Annotated in this window: 17 protein-coding genes; 6 read left to right on the forward strand and 11 right to left on the reverse strand. The window is 71.6% G+C overall.

All coding sequences use genetic code 11. The features are described from left to right. Positions 1–75: 75 nt before the first annotated feature. The 4 genes from KQY30_RS36300 to KQY30_RS10420 form a co-directional block, all read right to left on the reverse strand. Positions 76–606 carry a hypothetical protein gene (locus KQY30_RS36300; protein WP_254407052.1) on the reverse strand — a complete coding sequence of 177 codons (531 nt, stop codon included), beginning with the start codon at positions 604–606 and terminating at the stop codon, positions 76–78. Continuing rightward, a complete protein-coding gene (locus KQY30_RS10410) occupies positions 576–2,660 on the reverse strand; it encodes an ATP-binding protein (RefSeq protein ID WP_254407053.1) in 2,085 nt (694 codons plus the stop codon). Before KQY30_RS10410 ends, KQY30_RS36300 begins: the two co-directional genes overlap by 31 nt. Positions 2,661–3,079: 419 nt before the next feature. Beyond that, entirely contained in the window at positions 3,080–3,403 is a 324-nt protein-coding gene (locus KQY30_RS10415) for an STAS domain-containing protein (protein ID WP_046496099.1), read from the reverse strand. Positions 3,404–3,592: 189 nt separating this feature from the next. Beyond that, entirely contained in the window at positions 3,593–4,441 is an 849-nt protein-coding gene (locus KQY30_RS10420) for a 3-hydroxyacyl-CoA dehydrogenase family protein (protein WP_217306584.1), read from the reverse strand. 262 nt (positions 4,442–4,703) lie between these two features. Here KQY30_RS10420 and KQY30_RS36305 point away from each other — a divergent pair, with 262 nt between their 5' ends. The 3 genes from KQY30_RS36305 to KQY30_RS10430 all read left to right on the forward strand — a co-directional run bounded on the left by KQY30_RS36305 (position 4,704) and on the right by KQY30_RS10430 (position 6,428). Continuing rightward, positions 4,704–5,024 (forward strand): helix-turn-helix transcriptional regulator, encoded by a 321-nt coding sequence (locus tag KQY30_RS36305; protein ID WP_046496095.1) that lies wholly within the window; start codon positions 4,704–4,706, stop codon positions 5,022–5,024. Continuing rightward, complete coding sequence (locus KQY30_RS36310; RefSeq protein ID WP_254407054.1) at positions 5,021–5,524, forward strand: SRPBCC family protein; 504 nt, start codon at positions 5,021–5,023, stop codon at positions 5,522–5,524. The genes KQY30_RS36305 and KQY30_RS36310 overlap by 4 nt, the downstream gene beginning before the upstream one ends. Positions 5,525–5,855: 331 nt before the next feature. Further along, positions 5,856–6,428: a cob(I)yrinic acid a,c-diamide adenosyltransferase gene (locus KQY30_RS10430; RefSeq protein ID WP_217306585.1), complete on the forward strand. Its 573-nt coding sequence runs from the start codon at positions 5,856–5,858 to the stop codon at positions 6,426–6,428. A gap of 13 nt (positions 6,429–6,441) precedes the next feature. Here KQY30_RS10430 and KQY30_RS10435 read toward each other — a convergent pair whose 3' ends face one another. Next, positions 6,442–7,110, reverse strand: a complete 669-nt coding sequence (locus KQY30_RS10435; protein ID WP_254407055.1) for a hypothetical protein — start codon at positions 7,108–7,110, stop codon at positions 6,442–6,444. Beyond that, positions 7,107–7,727 carry an ATP-binding protein gene (locus KQY30_RS10440; protein ID WP_217306586.1) on the reverse strand — a complete coding sequence of 207 codons (621 nt, stop codon included), beginning with the start codon at positions 7,725–7,727 and terminating at the stop codon, positions 7,107–7,109. The genes KQY30_RS10435 and KQY30_RS10440 overlap by 4 nt, the downstream gene beginning before the upstream one ends. Before the next feature lie 295 nt (positions 7,728–8,022). Here KQY30_RS10440 and KQY30_RS10445 point away from each other — a divergent pair, with 295 nt between their 5' ends. Then, complete coding sequence (locus KQY30_RS10445) at positions 8,023–8,850, forward strand: DUF5753 domain-containing protein (RefSeq protein WP_254407056.1); 828 nt, start codon at positions 8,023–8,025, stop codon at positions 8,848–8,850. Between the two features lie 31 nt (positions 8,851–8,881). Continuing rightward, positions 8,882–9,070, forward strand: coding sequence for a DUF397 domain-containing protein (locus KQY30_RS10450; protein ID WP_217310963.1), 189 nt, complete (start codon positions 8,882–8,884; stop codon positions 9,068–9,070). 80 nt (positions 9,071–9,150) lie between these two features. On the opposite strand, the gene KQY30_RS10455 is transcribed toward KQY30_RS10450, so the two are convergent. From KQY30_RS10455 to KQY30_RS10475, 5 genes are all read right to left on the reverse strand, one after another. Beyond that, positions 9,151–9,819 carry a bifunctional 2-polyprenyl-6-hydroxyphenol methylase/3-demethylubiquinol 3-O-methyltransferase UbiG gene (locus KQY30_RS10455; RefSeq protein WP_217306587.1) on the reverse strand — a complete coding sequence of 223 codons (669 nt, stop codon included), beginning with the start codon at positions 9,817–9,819 and terminating at the stop codon, positions 9,151–9,153. 152 nt (positions 9,820–9,971) lie between these two features. Continuing rightward, the gene (locus tag KQY30_RS10460) at positions 9,972–10,625 is read right to left on the reverse strand and encodes a response regulator transcription factor (RefSeq protein WP_217306588.1); all 654 of its coding nucleotides are present in this window, start codon (positions 10,623–10,625) and stop codon (positions 9,972–9,974) included. A 98-nt stretch (positions 10,626–10,723) separates the two neighbouring features. After that, on the reverse strand, positions 10,724–12,256 hold the full coding sequence (locus tag KQY30_RS10465; RefSeq protein WP_217306589.1) for a sensor histidine kinase: 1,533 nt from the start codon (positions 12,254–12,256) through the stop codon (positions 10,724–10,726). A 209-nt stretch (positions 12,257–12,465) separates the two neighbouring features. After that, a complete protein-coding gene (locus tag KQY30_RS10470; protein ID WP_217306590.1) occupies positions 12,466–13,767 on the reverse strand; it encodes a Clp protease N-terminal domain-containing protein in 1,302 nt (433 codons plus the stop codon). A 146-nt stretch (positions 13,768–13,913) separates the two neighbouring features. Further along, complete coding sequence (locus KQY30_RS10475) at positions 13,914–14,720, reverse strand: TioE family transcriptional regulator (RefSeq protein ID WP_217306591.1); 807 nt, start codon at positions 14,718–14,720, stop codon at positions 13,914–13,916. 103 nt (positions 14,721–14,823) lie between these two features. On the opposite strand from KQY30_RS10475, the gene KQY30_RS10480 reads away from it, so the two are divergent. After that, positions 14,824–16,080, forward strand: a complete 1,257-nt coding sequence (locus tag KQY30_RS10480; protein ID WP_217306592.1) for an erythromycin esterase family protein — start codon at positions 14,824–14,826, stop codon at positions 16,078–16,080. Positions 16,081–16,261: the final 181 nt, after the last annotated feature.

Genomic DNA, 16,261 nt, shown 5'->3' on the forward strand with positions numbered 1-16,261 from the left:
TGACCGGTACGGCTGTGTGTTGATCCGTACGGCTGTGTGGGGAGCCGGTGCCGAGGGCGCCGGCTCCCCACGGTGCTAGATGGGTGTGGAACTGGGCTCGGGCTCCGTCGCTCCCGCGCTGAGGCTGGGGAGCGTGCCGCTGGATGTGGTGGTGGGCTCCGACGGGGACGACTCGCTCTCCGAAGGAGTCGGCGTGTCCGAGGGCGTCGGGTCCGAGGCCGACGGCGAATCGGACGGGTCCGTCGGGGGCTTCGGCGGCCGGCTGCTGCTGGTCGGCGGTACGGGCGGCCTGCCCGGCGCCGAGGACGTACCACCGCCCGACGACGAGCCGCCGTCGCCCGGGTCGGACGGGCCCTCCGGGGCCGATGCCGTACCGGACGGGGTGGCGCTGTCCGTCGGGCTCGCGGCCGGGCCGCCCTGTTCCGTACGGCCGGAGCCGGGCCGGTGCGTCGAGACGTCGGCGGGCTGGTCGGCCGGCAGACCGCCGTCGTCGCCGTCGTCGTCCGGGTCGAAGGACGGCTCCGAGCGGTACGGGTCGGGCTGCGTGGGTTCGCCGCCCGAGGTCGCGCCCAGCGTCACCACCGTGCCCAGGACGGCCGCGAGCACCGCGCCCGCGCCCGCCGCGACCAGATTGCGCCGGGCACCGCGCAGCGCCGGACGACGGCCGTGCGCCGGGGACGACTTGGCGGCCGGGGGCGCACTGGGGGAAGCGTGTCGCGCCGGGTGACCAGGGGCGTAGCGGCCCCGGCGAGTCCCTGCGGGACCGGGGTGCCCAGCGCCGGAGTCGAGGTGAGCGGCGAGGGCTCCTCGTACCGTACGGGCGGCTCGCCCGCCGGCGTACGCCCGCCGGAGGCCGCGGCCTCGCGGTCCGCGACCAGGGCCAGCGCCCTGCGCCCCGCGACCGTGCCGGCCTTGTCGGCGACGGCGCCGCGCATCCCGATCGACGCCTCCAGCTCGGCGCGGGCCCGGTCCGGGTTCCCGACACAGAGCGCGAGCACGCCCAACTCGTGGTGGAAATACGCTTCTTCGGCGACCTCTCCGGCGAGCCTCGCGGCCTCGGAGCCGACCCGCAGCGCCCGTTCCCAGGCGCCCCAGTGCAGCCCCGCGAGGAACGCGGGCGCGGCGCTGCGCGCCAGCAGCACCGCGGCGCTCGGGTGCCCCGCCTCCTGGCCGGGCACCAGCGGTCCCAGCGCGGCGAGGACGGCGTCGGCCTCGGCCACGGCCCGTTCGGGGGTGACCGAGGGGTGGCCGGTCCACCAGGCGTAGTGCTGGGCCGCGGTGTGGGCGTGGGCCACGGCGTCGTCGCCGTACCCCTTGGCTTCGAGCTGCGCGACGACTCCGGCGGCGAGCCGGTACCGCCCGCCGACCGGGGTGAGCAGCCCGCAGCTCATCAACTCGCCGAGCGCGGCGTCCGCGTGGGTGTCGCCGACCAGCGCCGGCAGGTGCGCCTGGTGCGGCACCTCGCCGCCGAGGGCGACGGCGAAGCGCAGGGTCGCGCGGGCCGCCTCGCTGAGCCGGGAGGCGAGCAGGGCGGCGGGTGCGGCGCCCTCGCCGAGGCTGGGCAGGGGTATGTCGTATCCGTCGGGAGTGCTCACCGGGGTCTCGGTGATGGCCCGTTCGAAGGGCTCGAACTCGTCGAAGGCCCCGGGGCCGCCGCGGAGCTGGTCGCGCTGCCTCAGCAGCGCCCCGGCCTGGACGAAGCGCAGGGGCAGGCCCTCGGACTCGAACCAGAGGTCGCCCGCCCAGTTCGCCTCCTCGTCGGTGAGGGGGCGTTCGACGGCGCGTTCCAGCAGTTCGAGCGAGGTGCCGCGGCCGAGCCCGCCGAGCGCGACCTCGTCCAGCCGCGCGTCGGCCGAGGGGGCTTCGGTGCCGGGGACCGGGGCGAGGAGATAGGCGCACTCGGGGGTGGCTTCGAGCAGTTCGTCGAGCGCTTCGCCGCCCAGCTCCAGATCGTCGAGGGCGACGACCGCGCCGATCCCGGCGACGAGTTCGAGCAGTCCCGCGCGGTCCGGCCGGCACAGCTCGCTCTTGTACACGGCCGCGTACAGCTCGTACAGCAGCTCGGTGGCGGTCCGGTGGTGCCCGGAGAGCCGTACGACTCCGTCGGGCGCGAGGTTGAGGCAGTCCGCGGCGACGGCTTCGAGCAGTACGGTACGGCCGGAGCCCGCGGGCCCGGTCAGATATACGGAGCGGCCCCGGCCCAGCAGCCCGCGCAGCTCGGTCCGTTCCTCCGCGCGCTCCAGCAGCGGCAGCGGCGGCGCGGCGGGACCTGGCGGTACGGGAGGACGTCCCGCGCGCTGGAGAGCGGCGCGTTCCTCGGCGCTGCGCCGGGCCGGGGCGGGGGGCCGTCTGCCGGGCGGGCACAGCTCGATCTCGCTGCCGTCCACGGGGTTGACGGTCAGCAGGAGGTCGCCGGAGATCAGCTCGACCGTGCGGACGGGCACGGGTGTGGCGGGTCCGGCGCCCTTGAGGTGGGCCAGGGCGGGGGTGACCGCCGGAGGAGGGGTGCGCGTGGGCGTGAGGGCCGCGGTGATGGCGGGGGTGATCTCGACGCGTGGCGGGCGCGGCGCTTCGGCGCCCTCGCTCTCGTACCGCTGCTCCTCGTACCGCTCGTCGTCGCGCTGGTCGTCGTGGCCGAAATCTTTCGGTCCCCGGCTCATCGGGTCCATGGTGAAAAGCCCCCCAGATCGTGGCGTGCCGCTGCCCCCCGGCCTCGCACGCCCATCTGTCGCTTCCGGTCCGGTGCCTGCTCCATGGGTCGGTCGTCGGCAGACGCGCCGACCCTAGACCTGAGGCCATTATCCGTGAACAGCCGGGGTACCGCCGCGTCCAAGACATCACGGTCTTATGAGGATTGTGCGATGTGGCTGGTTTCCAGCAGATCTGGCGGGACGGACGGGGGCCGGCACCTGGCAACCCGGCAACGGTCCGGCTCGGCCGCGTACGGACGGCAGGGGTCGGCGGCGTACGGATGGTACGAGTCGGCCGCGTACGGACGGCAGGAGTCGGCCATGTACGGACGGGCGCGGCGGCCGGGGTGCGGACACCGGCGGCCGGGGCGCGGACCGCCGCGGCCGGATCAGACCCGCGGCAGTGATTCCGCGGCGATCCCGCCCTCGATGGCAAGAATGCGGTGCAGCCGCGTGGCCACGAGCAGGCGTTGCATCTGCGGCGGAACGCCGCGCAGCACAAGCCTCCGGCCACACCGCCCCGCGCGTCGGTGGGCTCCCATGATGACGCCGAGTCCCGTGGCGTCCCAGGAGTCCAGTTCGGTCAGGTCGAGCACCAGATCGCCGACTCCGTCGTCGACGGCCGAGTGCAGGACCGTACGGGCGTCCGCCGCGCTGCGAACGTCGAGGCGGCCCCCGACGACCAGCTCGGCGTGGTCGCCCCTGATGTGCATATGCGCTCCCCGAGAGTGCTTCCGCGTTCCGTTGTGTTCTGTCTGCTGTGTTTTCTATGTATTCCAACAACTGACTGCCGCACGGGCGGAGAAGTTGCCGTCTGTAAGCGAACCGATACCAAAATCACCCCGTGGGGTGATACCGGAGCGGTGCGACGCGGCTCAGCGCCCGACTCTCGACTGCCCGGCTCAGTGCTTGTAGAACCCCTGCCCGCTCTTGCGGCCGATGTCACCCGCGTCCACCATCCGGCGCATCAGCTCCGGCGGGGCGAACTTCTCGTCCTGCGACTCCGCGTAGATGTTGTCGGTCGCGTGGAGGAGGATGTCGACTCCGGTCAGATCGGCGGTGGCGAGCGGCCCCATGGCATGGCCGAACCCCAGCTTGCAGGCGATGTCGATGTCCTCGGCGGACGCGACGCCCGACTCGTACAGCTTCGCGGCCTCGACGACGAGCGCGGAGATCAGCCGGGTGGTCACGAAACCCGCCACATCGCGGTTGACGACGATGCAGGTCTTGCCCACCGACTCGGCGAACTCCCGTGCCGTGGCGAGGGTTTCGTCGCTCGTCTTGTAGCCGCGCACCAGCTCGCACAGCCGCATCATCGGTACGGGCGAGAAGAAGTGCGTACCGACGACGCGCTCCGGGCGCCCGGTCACCGCCGCGATCTTGGTGATCGGAATGGCCGAGGTGTTGGAGGCGAGGACGGCGTCGTCCCGTACGAGCTTGTCGAGCGCGCGGAAGATCTCGTGCTTGACGTCCAGCTTCTCGAAGACGGCCTCGACGACGACGTCCGCGTCGGCGACGGCGTCCAGATCGGTGGTCGTGGTGATCCGGGCGAGGGCCGCGTCCGCGTCGGCCTCTTCGAGCGTGCCCTTGGCGACGAACCGCGCGTACGACCCCTTGACGCTGTCGATCCCCCGGGCCAGCGCCGCGTCGGTGACATCGCGCAGCACGACGTCCCAGCCTGCCTGGGCCGAGACCTGCGCGATCCCGGACCCCATGAGTCCGGCCCCGATGACGGCGAGCTTCCTGGCCACGTCACACCCCACGATTCTTCTTCGGATCCGGTTCGGCTCTGGTGCGGCTTTAACGCGTGTTTACATTGCGCGCTCTGCGGAGGTTAGCGGGCGTGCAGGCGCATGTGACAGCGAAGAGATGCGCGTCACGCCCCGGATGACGGACATCACACCGGGACGGTCCACCGGAGGCTGTGTGCAGCGCACTTGAGGGCCGTGGGGCGTCCTGGACCGCGTCGCGGCAGGCTTTACATGTGACCATCTGGTCACCTATTCTGGATCCGTGAGCGACGACGACCGGGTCTTCAAGGCGCTGGCCGATCCGACCCGCCGTTTCCTGCTGGACCTGCTGTTCGCGCGCGACGGACGCACGCTGAGCGAGCTGGAGTCCGAGCTGGAGATGACGCGGTACGGAGCGATGAAGCACCTGAAGGTGCTTGAGGAGGCGGGGCTAGTCATCACACGCAGATCGGGCCGGGAGAAGCACCACTTCCTGAACCCGGTGCCGATCCGGCTGATCCACGACAGATGGATCGACAAGTACACCGAGCGCCAGGTGTCGGCGCTCACCGAGCTGAAGCACAAGCTGGAGGGGAACACATGAGCACTGCCACGGCCGAGTCGACCAGTACGGTCCAGGTCCACCGGATCTACATCAAGGCGACGGCGCAGGCGGTCTGGGACGCGATCACGAGTCCCGACTGGAACGGGAGGTACGGCTACGGCTGCGCCAGCGAGTTCGACCTGCGCCCGGGCGGTGCGTACCGCTCGCTGTCCAGCGACGAGATGCGGGCGCACGGCGCGCCGGAGCAGATCATCGAGGGCGAGGTCGTGGAGGCCGAGGCCCCGCACCGGCTCGTCCAGACGTACCGGATGCTCTTCACGCCCGAGCTGGCGGCCGAACCGTACACGCGCCTGACGTACGAGATCGAGGAGGAGCCGTACGGAGGTGTCGTCAAGCTCACCGTGACGCACGACGTCACCGACGCGCCGGCGCACGCGGCGCAGGTCGCGGGCAGGATCAAGGAGGCGGGCGGCGGCTGGGCGATGGTGCTCAGCGACCTCAAGTCGCTGCTGGAGACGGGCAAGCCGATGGCGGGCTGAGCGCCGCGGGCAGGCTGGGGCCGGTGCCTTTCGGGGCGCCGGCCTTCGGCTCGCACGGGTTTTGCGGAGGTCGCACGAGGGTTGTACGGGGACCTCGGCCCGGGCCGGACGATCAGCCGGGACCGCGGCCCGAGCGGAAGAGGGCGACCGGGCCCCCTAGGGGGTGTCTTGTCGATCAGGCCGGATCGGTGAGCGGGGTCCGGTGCGTGCGATCGCAAGGCGGAGGAGGGAGCCCACGCGGAGCGTAGGCGACCGACGACAACGCCGCGAGCGTGCGTGCCGGACCCCGCGAGCCCGGCAAGATCGGCGAGACACCCCCTAGGCTGGCCATATGGTCAATCTGACGCGCATCTACACCCGCACCGGCGACAAGGGCACGACCGCTCTCGGCGACATGAGCCGTACCGCCAAGACCGATCTGCGGATCGCCGCGTACGCCGACGCCAACGAGGCCAACGCCGTCATCGGCACCGCGATCGCGCTCGGCGCGCTCCCCGAGGAGCTGGTGAAGGTCCTCGTCCGGGTCCAGAACGACCTCTTCGACGTGGGCGCGGACCTGTCGACACCGGTGGTGGAGAAGCCCGAGTACCCGCCGCTGCGCGTCGAGCAGCCGTACATCGACAAGTTGGAGGCGGACTGCGACCGCTTCCTGGAGCGGCTCGACAAGCTCCGCAGCTTCATCCTCCCCGGCGGCACCCCGGGCGCGGCCCTGCTACACCAGGCCTGCACGGTCGTACGCCGCGCGGAGCGCTCCACCTGGGCGGCGCTGGAGGCGCACGGCGAAACCATGAACGCCCTGACGGCGACCTACCTCAACCGCCTCTCCGACCTTCTCTTCATTCTCGCCCGCGTGGCGAACAAGGAGGTCGGGGACGTGCTCTGGGTACCGGGCGGCGAGCGCTGACGTACAGCCTGTTTCACCTGTTCCGCCGACCGGCGGCCGCGAGTTCGGCTGTGAGATCGACGAACGTGCAGCCGCGCAGTTCCATGGCGAGCTGCGAGGCGATCACCCAGCGGATCCCATGGTCGCCGTAGGCCTTGACGACGTCCTCCACGGGCCCGATGAACGGGTTCGGCGGGTAGTAGCGCGCCCCGTACACCCCGCTGATCCGCGGTTCCCGCACCCGTACGGTGACGAATCCGCGGCGCAGGTGCGGACAGGCGCGGGTCGATTCCGCGGCGCAGGGGAGGCAGACCGGCGGGTGTGTCGCGGCCATCGTCTCCGGCCAGCCGGGCCAGTCGCCGCGGTGATCGGCGAGCAGCCAGAGCACGCCCTGCCCGTTCCGGTCGGCGGGCCCGCCGCAGATCTGGCACAGCATTCTCTGCATGGCCCGGCGCTGCCGCAGGGGATGTACGTTGCCGAACTCGGGCCGCCCCTGTCCCGGCCGGTACATCGCCCGGGTCCACAGCACGCCCTCCTCGTCGCGGTCGATGCTGTGCTCGTCGACGTACGCGATGCCCCGGCCGCCGGACCGGCCCGTCACCGGGGGCGGGTACAGGGGCCATTCCGCGCTCCAGGCGGTGACGTACGGAACGACGCCCGGCGGGCGGGGCGTCGGCGGGCCCTGCACGGCGGTCCGCTTCACCGGCGCTCCTCCGCCACGGTGCGAGCCGCCGGGGCGGGGTACGCGGCCGGGGCCGTACGCGCCGCCCGGGCAGGGACGGCCGTGTGCGCGGCCAGGGTGCCGGTCGTACGGGTCGTGGCGGCGGCCCGGGGCGTACCGACCGGAAGCAAGCACCAGGTCTTGGTGCCGTCGGCGCTGACGCCCCAGTCCCCGCCGCGTCCGGAGACGACCGCGTCCACGACGAGCAGCCCGCGCCCGCCCTCGTCCCCCGGGCGGGCGGTACGGATACGGGCCGGTACGGGCGACCCGTCGTCCACCTCGACCCGGAGCATCCCGAGCCCGGTGAACCGGAGCGTTACGCCGACCTGATCCCCGCGCCCGTACCGCAATGCGTTGGTGACCAGCTCACTGAGCAACAGCCCGACATCGTCGGCGAGTTCACCGAGCCCCCATCCCCGAACCCGCGCGACCCCGCCCCGCCGCACCTGCCCGGGCCACCGCTCATCCCCTTCGGCCATCCCGGTCCGGCCCGGCCGCGAGGCCCGCTCGATGACGAACTCCCACCCCGCACGCCCGTCCGAACCAGGTCCCGTCCGGGTGAGGTCTTCGTATGCGTGTACGCGTGCTCTGAGGGTCACGGCTGGTCCTCCACGGATAGTCGTACTGACGGATCGTCAGCGCGTCATCAGCGCTGCTCAACTAGCCTGTCGGGCACGGTCATTCACCTGCAATCGAATCTGCTTCGAAAATTCAAAGCAGATCGAATTGGACTATGCACAAACCTGCAAGAGGGGCTGCGGGGGACGTACACGAGGTGTAACACTCTGCACACGGCAACACCTGATCAGCACAGAGACACAGCGAGGGGTCACAGTGGCAGCAAAGCGTGGGGCAACCGGAAGGCGCCTCGAACTGGGCCTACAGATGCGGCAGATGCGCGAGAGCATCTTCATGGACAACGGCAAGCCGATGCCCCGCAAGGTGGCCGTCCAGGGCACGAAGCTCTCCGAGGCCGCTCTCCAGCGCATCGAAACCGGCAGTCTGAGCTTCCGCAACACCGGCGATCTGCGCAAGCTGCTGGACAAGTACGGCGTTGACGATCCCGATGTCATCGATCAGCTCGTCGAGTTGAACCGCGACGCGACCAGCCAGGACTGGGTGACGCGATACCGCAGCCATATGCAGCCCGCCATGCAGGGCTTCGTCGGAATCGAGGCGGAAGCACAGGAGATCCGGATCTACCACCCGGCAGTGGTCCATGGCCTGCTCCAGACCGAGGACTACGCCAAGGCGATCTTCGAGATCGAGAAGCCGATCGAGGAAACCACCAGCGAGTTCATCCGGCACAACGTGGCGCTCCGCATGGAGCGCAAGAGACGGGTCCTGGACCGCGAACCGCGCACGGTCAAACTCTGGGCGATCCTGGGCGAGGCGGCCCTGCGTTATGCCATCGGCAGCCCTCAGGTGATGCTGGACCAGTACGAAGAAATCACGCGGCTGTCCAAGCTGGACCATGTCAAAATTCAGGTGCTTCCTCTCAACGGCCGGGGGTACCGGGCGAGTAGCGACCTCGCCATCCTTGACCTGGTGGACGGTTTGCCGCCCATGGTGCAGGTTGACAACGCGTGGGGCGCCGTCTCGACCTCGGACAAGCCCAAGGAGGTGGCGCGGTTCACCCGACGGTTCAACACCATGATCGCCTCGGCACTTCCGCTTGAGGACACGCCAGAGTTCATGCACCGACTAGCGCGAGAGTTGTAGGGCCATTAACACTCACACCACAGCCGCAGAGCTGGCACCGGAAGGCGCCTGGTACAAGTCGTCGTACAGCGGCGGCACCGGCAATAGCTGCGTCGAGATCGCCGACCTGACCCACTGCATCGGCATCCGCGACTCCAAGGACAAGCGCGGCCCGGCCCTGACCACCACCCCGCAGGGCTGGACCTCCTTCATCGAGTTTGTGCGCGCCACACACAACTGATCCCAACTCCCGACGAAGTGGCGGCTTTCCCCATCGTGCGGAGGGCCGCCACGCTCGACGGACGCGTGGGCCGGTGACCCCTACGCGGGGGTGCGGGCGCGGACCATCAGCGTGCCCACATTGGCCGGGTCCGGGGCCGGAAGGACTTGGGCGTCGATGTCGGTGAAGCCGTGACGCTTGAGGAGGTCGGTCCACCAGTAGGGGGCGTACGACCAGCGCACAAGCGGCAGTTTGCGGCCGGCGAGGCCATTGCCGTACATCGGCTGCGGACCGTCGTACCCATCGATCGGTTCGGCCTGGGAGAAGGCAAGGGTGCCACCCGGGTTGAGGCGCTTGGCGATGAGCGGGATCAGTTCGGCGGGGTCGGTGAACCAGATCGCGCCCCAGATGGAGAAGACGGTGTCGTACGTCGTATCCGTACGCGTGAGGTGGTCGCAGGCCTCGGCATGGACGAAGGTCAGCCCCGGCGTGCCGTCCCACCAGTGGCGCGCGCGGGCGATCTGGGCGGCGGAGAAGTCGAGCGCGGTCACCAGGACGCCGGTACGGGCGAGATGCACGGCCTCCTTGCCCTCGGCCGAGCCCAGCTCCAGTGCAGTGCGCGGGCTGCCCAGGAACTCCGTACCCGGGCCGTGCCCGTCGTACTGGGTCCAGGCGAACACGTCCGCCTCCGGCGCCGACTGCTCGCCCTCGCCCCGGTGGGGCTTGTAGCCGTCCCAGTACTCGGGCAGGTTGGCCGACTCGCGGGGCATACGCTTCCTCCGGGAAGGGTCCGACGGACTGGACACCGTACCCAGCAGTCACGCGCGCCACGACGGCTCCCCGGACGGCCGGGGTGCGCGAACTGGTCGCGGTCACCGGCCTCAGCGTCTGAGCGGCGGGGACTTGTGGTGCGGGAGTGGCTTCAGTGGTCGGTGAGCAGTTGTGCGTCGTGGGCCAGGACCGCGGCCTGGACGCGGTTGGCGCAGCCTGTGCGGGTGAGGATTCGGCTGATGTGTGCTTTGACCGTGCTCGCGCTCAGGTAGAGCTCGTCGGCGATCTCGGCGTTCGACAGGCCGGTGCCCAGTAGGCGCAGGACGTTCCGCTCGGCGGCGGTCAGGGATTCGACCTTGCTGCGGGCGGCTTGGGTGTCCTGAGTGGACCGTACGTGCCGTTCCATCAACTGCCGGGTGATCCGGGGGGCCAGTACCGGTTCGCCGCTCGCGGCGAGGCGTACCGCGTGGATGAGTTCGGTGGGGCCCGTGTCCTTGAGGAGGAAGCCGCTCGCCCCGACGCGCAGGGCACGCGTCACGCTCTGCTCCTCGCCGAATGCCGTGAGCATCACCACGTGAGTGGCCGGGGAGGTACGCACGATGTCCTCGGCGGCGGCGATTCCGTCCCTGTTCGGCATCTGGATGTCGAGCAGCGCCACGTCGATCGTCCGGTCCCGGCAGGCCGCGGCGGCCTCATGGCCGTCGCCCGCTTCCGCCACCACTTCGATGTCCTCGGCGTTCTCCAGGATGAGCTTGATACCGGCGCGCATCAACGCCTCGTCGTCGGCTATGAGGACTCGGATCACCGCTTCATCCTAGGCCGCAAGCGGCTTTGTCCCAGGGCGGCTTCATCTCAGGGCGGCCATCGCCAGGAGCGCGATCAGAAAGGTCGCCGTGGGCAGGATCACGAGCGTGGCCGCGCAGCCCGCGCCCAGCACCCGTGGCCAGGTAAGGACCTCGTCCGACAGGGGGAGGGCTGGCCCCGGTGAGCGGGGTGCCCGACGGGGGTACGGCTCCCGGCGCGGGTCCGGTGCCGGGCGGGGGGTACGGGCCCCGGCAGGGGTACGGCCAGGGTGGTGCCGTCCGGACGGCACGGCAGCACGGCGGCCAGGCGGAACCCGCCGTCCGGCAGCGGGCCCGCCACGAACGAACCCCCGAGCAGTGCGATCCGCTCCTCCAGGCCGGCCAGCCCGCTGCGGCTTCCGGACCCCTGGTGACGTCCCGCGCGCGGCGCCTCGTTGGTGACGGAGACTTCGATCCGGGCGGGGGCGCGGCCCCTGCCTTCGGGGGCGATGCCGACCTCGACGCGCGTGGGCGCACCGGACGCGTGCTTGAGCACGTTCGTCAGACCCTCGCGGACCACACGGTGCAGCGACTGGCGGGTGCGCGGGCCCGGTTCGGCCGTGTCGGGGAGCGACCAGTCGAGTTCGACGGTGACACCCGCCTGCCGCGACTCCGCCACCAGAGCGGTGATGTCCTCGCGTGTCCCCCGGTTCGCGTCGGGCTCGGGCACCGGCGCCGCCGTGTCCTCGCGGCGCAACAGGCCCAGGATGTCGCGCAGTTCCTCCATCGCCGTACCTGCGGTCGTACGCAGCAGCTCGGCCTGCCCCGCCAGTGGCGGTGCCTGGCGCGCGGCGGCCAGTTCCAGCGCCCCGGCGTGCACCGATATCAGGCTCAGCCGATGGCCGAGGAGATCGTGCATCTCACCGGCGATACGGGTGCGCTCCTCCAGCCGCGCGGTGGCGGCGGTCAGTGAACGGGCCTGTTCCAGATAGGCGTTGCGTTCCCGCAGCAGACTGACCAGAGGCCGGCGCCGCCCCAGCAGTACTCCGGAGAGCGCGGGGAGCAGCACGAGGAGAACGGCGGAGACGCCGTTCCCGGCCAGTTCCTCCGCCCAGGCGCCCGGCCGGAACAGCCGCTCCGCGATCGTCAGCACGGCGGCCAGCGCGCAGGCCGCCCACACCGCGTGCCACGCGCGGCGCGGCGGTGCGATCCGGCGGGTGGCGGACAGCACGATCAGCGGTGCGACCGCCAGCACCCAGACGTTCGGGCCGACGAGCAGTGGCGCCGTACCCACCACCGCCAGGAACGGCCGACCACGCCGCAGGGGCATCAGGAACACCGCGTAGAGCGCTTCCAGTACGGCCAGGACCGGCCGGTCCGGGGGCACCAGCAGCAAGGGGATCAGCCCGAGGGCCGCCGTCAGCAGACAGCCCAGCGCCTCGGCGGCGACGGTACGGCGCGGGGCGCGGCGCAAGGCGGCCCAGCTCTCTGTTGTCCCGCGCAGCAGCGACCGCACGGTGTGTGCCGGCCGTATGGACCGTACCGACCGTACGGCGCCCGCCGACCGGGCGCGGCGCGACTCCGGCCGCATCGGGTTCGCCGACCGCACCGGGCGTACGGCGCCCGCCGTCCCGGTCCCGTCGGTCGTACGCACTCTCTCGGACCCCTCGGTGGTACGCACTGTCCCGTACCCCTCCGTCGTACGCGCCGTCCCGGACCTCGCGCGTGCCCATGCCCGCCGCGTACGTGCGAGCACGCGCCTCACCGTCATCCCTGCCCTCGCCCCTGGGGTCCGTCCCCGGTGTGTCCGCGCGGCAACGGTAGCGTCGGCTGAACCGGCCGGATCATCGTGGGGCCGGTCCCTCACGCGCTCAGTCGGAGACTCAGGTCCGCCTTCAGCGCGGTCAAGTCCACGCCCTGCGCGCGCAGTTGCTCCGAGACCGGTCCCTCGGCCTCGTCGAGAAGAGCGGCCACGAGGTGCACCGTTCCGACACTGGGAGCGCCGTGCTCGGCGGCGGTGAGCCGTGCCACGGCCAGGGCCCGGTCGGCCGCGGCGGAGAACGGTACGTCCCCGAACACGGCGAGCGGATCGGCGGGGCGGGCCGACCGGCTCAGTGACACCGGGCGCACTCCGTGCGTACGCAGCAGCGTGGCGGCCTCGTTGGCGGAGACCAGCGCCTCGGGCAGCGACCGTCGGGCGACGGACAGCGCCCGGTCCAGGCCCAGGACGGCCAGCAGCAGATCGACCGGTTCCGCCGTGCTCCGTCCGGACCGTACGGCCTGACGTTTGGCCTCCACCGACACCGCGAACAGGATGGGCGTGCCGTCGTCCAGGCTGCCGGACGTCCACGACATCACTTTGCGCGCCAGCCAGTTGCTCCGGTCCTCCAGCACCCCGGCCCGGCGCAGAACGGTGACGGCCGGGGACTGCAGCCGGGCCGTCCCCGGCCTTTCGGCGCCCGGCCCGTCGCTTCCCGGCCCTTCGGCGCCCGCCCCGGCCCGGTCGTCGAGCGTGTCCAGCGCGGCGTACGCGGCGGACAGGTCGAGGCGCCTCAGTACGCACGCCTCCCGCGCCCTGGTGCCGGGGAGGTCGAGCAGGGCGCGGGCCACATGGCGGGAGTACACACCGGGGCATCCCTCCGCGCGAGCGAGCCGGAAGGCATGGAGCAGGCAGGCGCGCAGCGCGCCGGACGGCTCGGGCCATGGCCGGTCGCCCGGCGCGTCTTCTCCCCGGAAGCGCCGCGCGGTGTGCCACTGGGCCACGCGCCAGGCGGCGTCGACCTCGTGCTCGTCGGCGGGTACGGCCGAGGTGCCACCGCCATTGCCAACACTGCCGTCGCCGGCGTTGTCGTCGTCGGTGTTGCCGTCGGAGTTGTCGGCGCTCACCCATCCGCGCCCCGCCTTGCCCGCGATCATCCCGCTCAGTGAGCCGGCTCGTCGCATACCGGGGGCGATCGCCTCGCCGGCTGCCGAGTCACCCAGGACCAGTGCGGCCAGCAGATCCTCCGTACCCACATTCGGGAGCTCGCGCTTGTGCGCGCGGAGGAGCATCTCGGCGAGAAGGTCGATGACGTCGGACTCGAACTCCGTTGCCTCGGAGTCGAGTTGCGCGGCGTGGTTGCCCGTGGCGTCGGTACGCGCCGTGAGCGGAGGTCGGTTTTCCATCGGGTTCCTTCGAGGTTCGGGGCGGCGGTGGCGGTGGCTGTGTTTGTGGCCTGGTCCACGAACGACGCTAGGCGTGCGTCCCGTACCGCCGCATCGGCCGACCGGTCATGCCCGCAGTCCGATCGGCCACAGCCTCAAGTCGACGCTCATCCGCGCTCGCGGAGATACGCGTCCAGCTCGGCGGCCCCGGTCAGCATCGCCCGCCCTCGGGCGGACAGCCGGCCGTGCCAGTCGCTCAGCGCGGCCTCCAGCGGCTCCAGCCCGCCGGCGGCACGCACCTGGGCGATCAGGGGAGCGATCTGCTCCAGCAGGTAGCCGCCCCGTCTGAGCTGGTGGGCCAGCCGGGCGTCCCGTACGTCGGCCTCGTCGTACACCCGATACCCGGTCAACGGGTCGCGGCGCGGGCGCACCAGCCCGGCGCGCTCCCATTTGCGCAGCGTCGCGGGCCGGATCCCGAGCTTCCCTGCCAGCGGTCCGATGAACGTACCGCCGTGCCCGGACACCATCGCGCCGTGCCCCGACACCACGGCCGACCCGGACCCCGCGCCAGGCCCGGCCCCCGCACCACGCTCGGACCCCAGACCGGGCCCGGACACCTTGGTCGACGTCAGGTCGCGGAGGGCTCGCTCCACGGCCTGGAGTGTCCGCCGGTCGTCGAGCAACTGGGCATGGCTCTCATCAATGAGCCGGAACGCCTCGTCGTCCTCGCCCCGGTTCACGGCCCGCATGACCGCCGTCGCCGTCCGGTGGCCGTGGCCGGGCACCAGGGCGAGGAACGCGCCCAGGGCCCGCGCGTGCAGCGGTGTATAGGTGCGGTAGCCGTGGGGTGTGCGGTCGGCCGCCGGAAGGATCCCGGCCTCCTCGTAGTTCCTGACGGCCTGCGTAGACAGACCGTGCCCGCGCGCCAGGTCGATCGGCCTGAGCTGCCCACCGGTTTGAAGGTCCCGTCCCACGGTCCTGACCATATCGTGGCTGTTTTCCCGGCTGTTCGCGGCTGTAGTCGCGGCCGTATCGCGGAAAAGTCTCAACCGAAGGTTCAACGATAGCGTTGAAGGCATGGTCACAGGCACTGACATCAAGGACACCGCCCACGCCGTCGAGGCCGCCGCCGTCATGAAGCTGCTCCCGGCCCGGCCCCGGCTGCTCGCCCTGGGCGAGCCCACCCACGGCGAGGACACGCTGCTCGACCTCCGCAACGAACTCTTCCGGCAGCTCGTCGAGCACGAGGACCACCACGCGCAGGCGGACCCTCCAAAGATCCGGAAAGGCCGACGCACGATCGCGATCGAGAGCGACTGCATGATGGGCCTGGTCGTGGACGACTACGTCACCTCGGGCACAGGCACTCTCGACGAGGTCATGGAACGCGGATTCAGCCACGGCTGGGGCGCCTCCGCCGCCAACCGTGAACTCGTGCGCTGGATACGGGCGTACAACGACAGCCGGCCCCCGTCCGAACAGCTCCGCTTCGCCGGTTTCGACGGTCCGCTGGAGATCACCGGCGCCGCCGGCCCCCGGCAGGCCCTCACCGCGCTCCACGCCTACCTCGCGGTCGCGGCCCGGGTGGACCCGGGCCTGCTCCCCTGCACCGCGGAAACGCTCGACCGCCTGCTCGGCGCCGACGACCGGTGGACCGATCCCGCCGCGATGACGGACCCGTCCCGGTCGGTGGGGCAGTCGGCCGAGGCCAGGGAACTGCGGCTGCTCGCCGACGATCTGGTGGCGCTGCTCGAAACGCAGACACCGCACCTGATCACGGCCACCTCGTGGGACGACTGGGACCGGGCGCGCCTGTACGGGCGCACCGCCGCCGGCCTGCTGCGCTACCACCACTGGATGGCCGACACCTCACCGGCCCGCATGACCCGCCTGGTGGGTCTGCGGGACCGGATGATGGCCGACAACCTCCTCGCCCTCGCCGAGCGGGGCCCGGCACTCGTCCACGCCCACAACGCCCATCTCCAGCGGGACAAGAGCACGATGCGCATGTGGGACCAGCCGCCGGTGGAGTGGTGGAGCGCCGGCGCGCTCGTGAGCGCCCACCTGGGCGAGGAGTACGCCTTCCTGGCCACGGCCCTCGGCACGATCCGGCACCAGGGAGTGGAGACTCCGCCGCCGGACACTCTCGAAGGACTCCTGTACGCGCTCCCGGAGGACCGCTGCGTCGTCGACGCCCCGCGGCTGGCCACCGCCCTCGGGGACACGCGGCCCGCTCCCCGCGTGTCCCCGTACTTCGGCTACGCCCCGCTCGACCCGACCCACTTGCCCGCATACGACGGCATCGTGTTCATCAAGGACATCCCGCAGACCTAAACCCTGTTCCGCAGACAGGCCCCGCTCGACGGACAGGAGCCGGGCCCCGTTCGGCGGACAGAAGCCAGGCCCCTGCCCGGCGGACAGGAGCGGCCCTGTCCGACCCCGTCACCACCCAGGCGAGGCGCCAACGCGTCACCATCCGTGACCGGTAAGCCCCCCACCAGCGATCGGGGGGTGT

Origin of the sequence: Streptomyces sp. GMY02, assembly GCF_019056675.1 — a bacterium.
In the GTDB taxonomy this organism is placed as follows: Bacteria; Actinomycetota; Actinomycetes; order Streptomycetales; family Streptomycetaceae; genus Streptomyces; species Streptomyces odonnellii.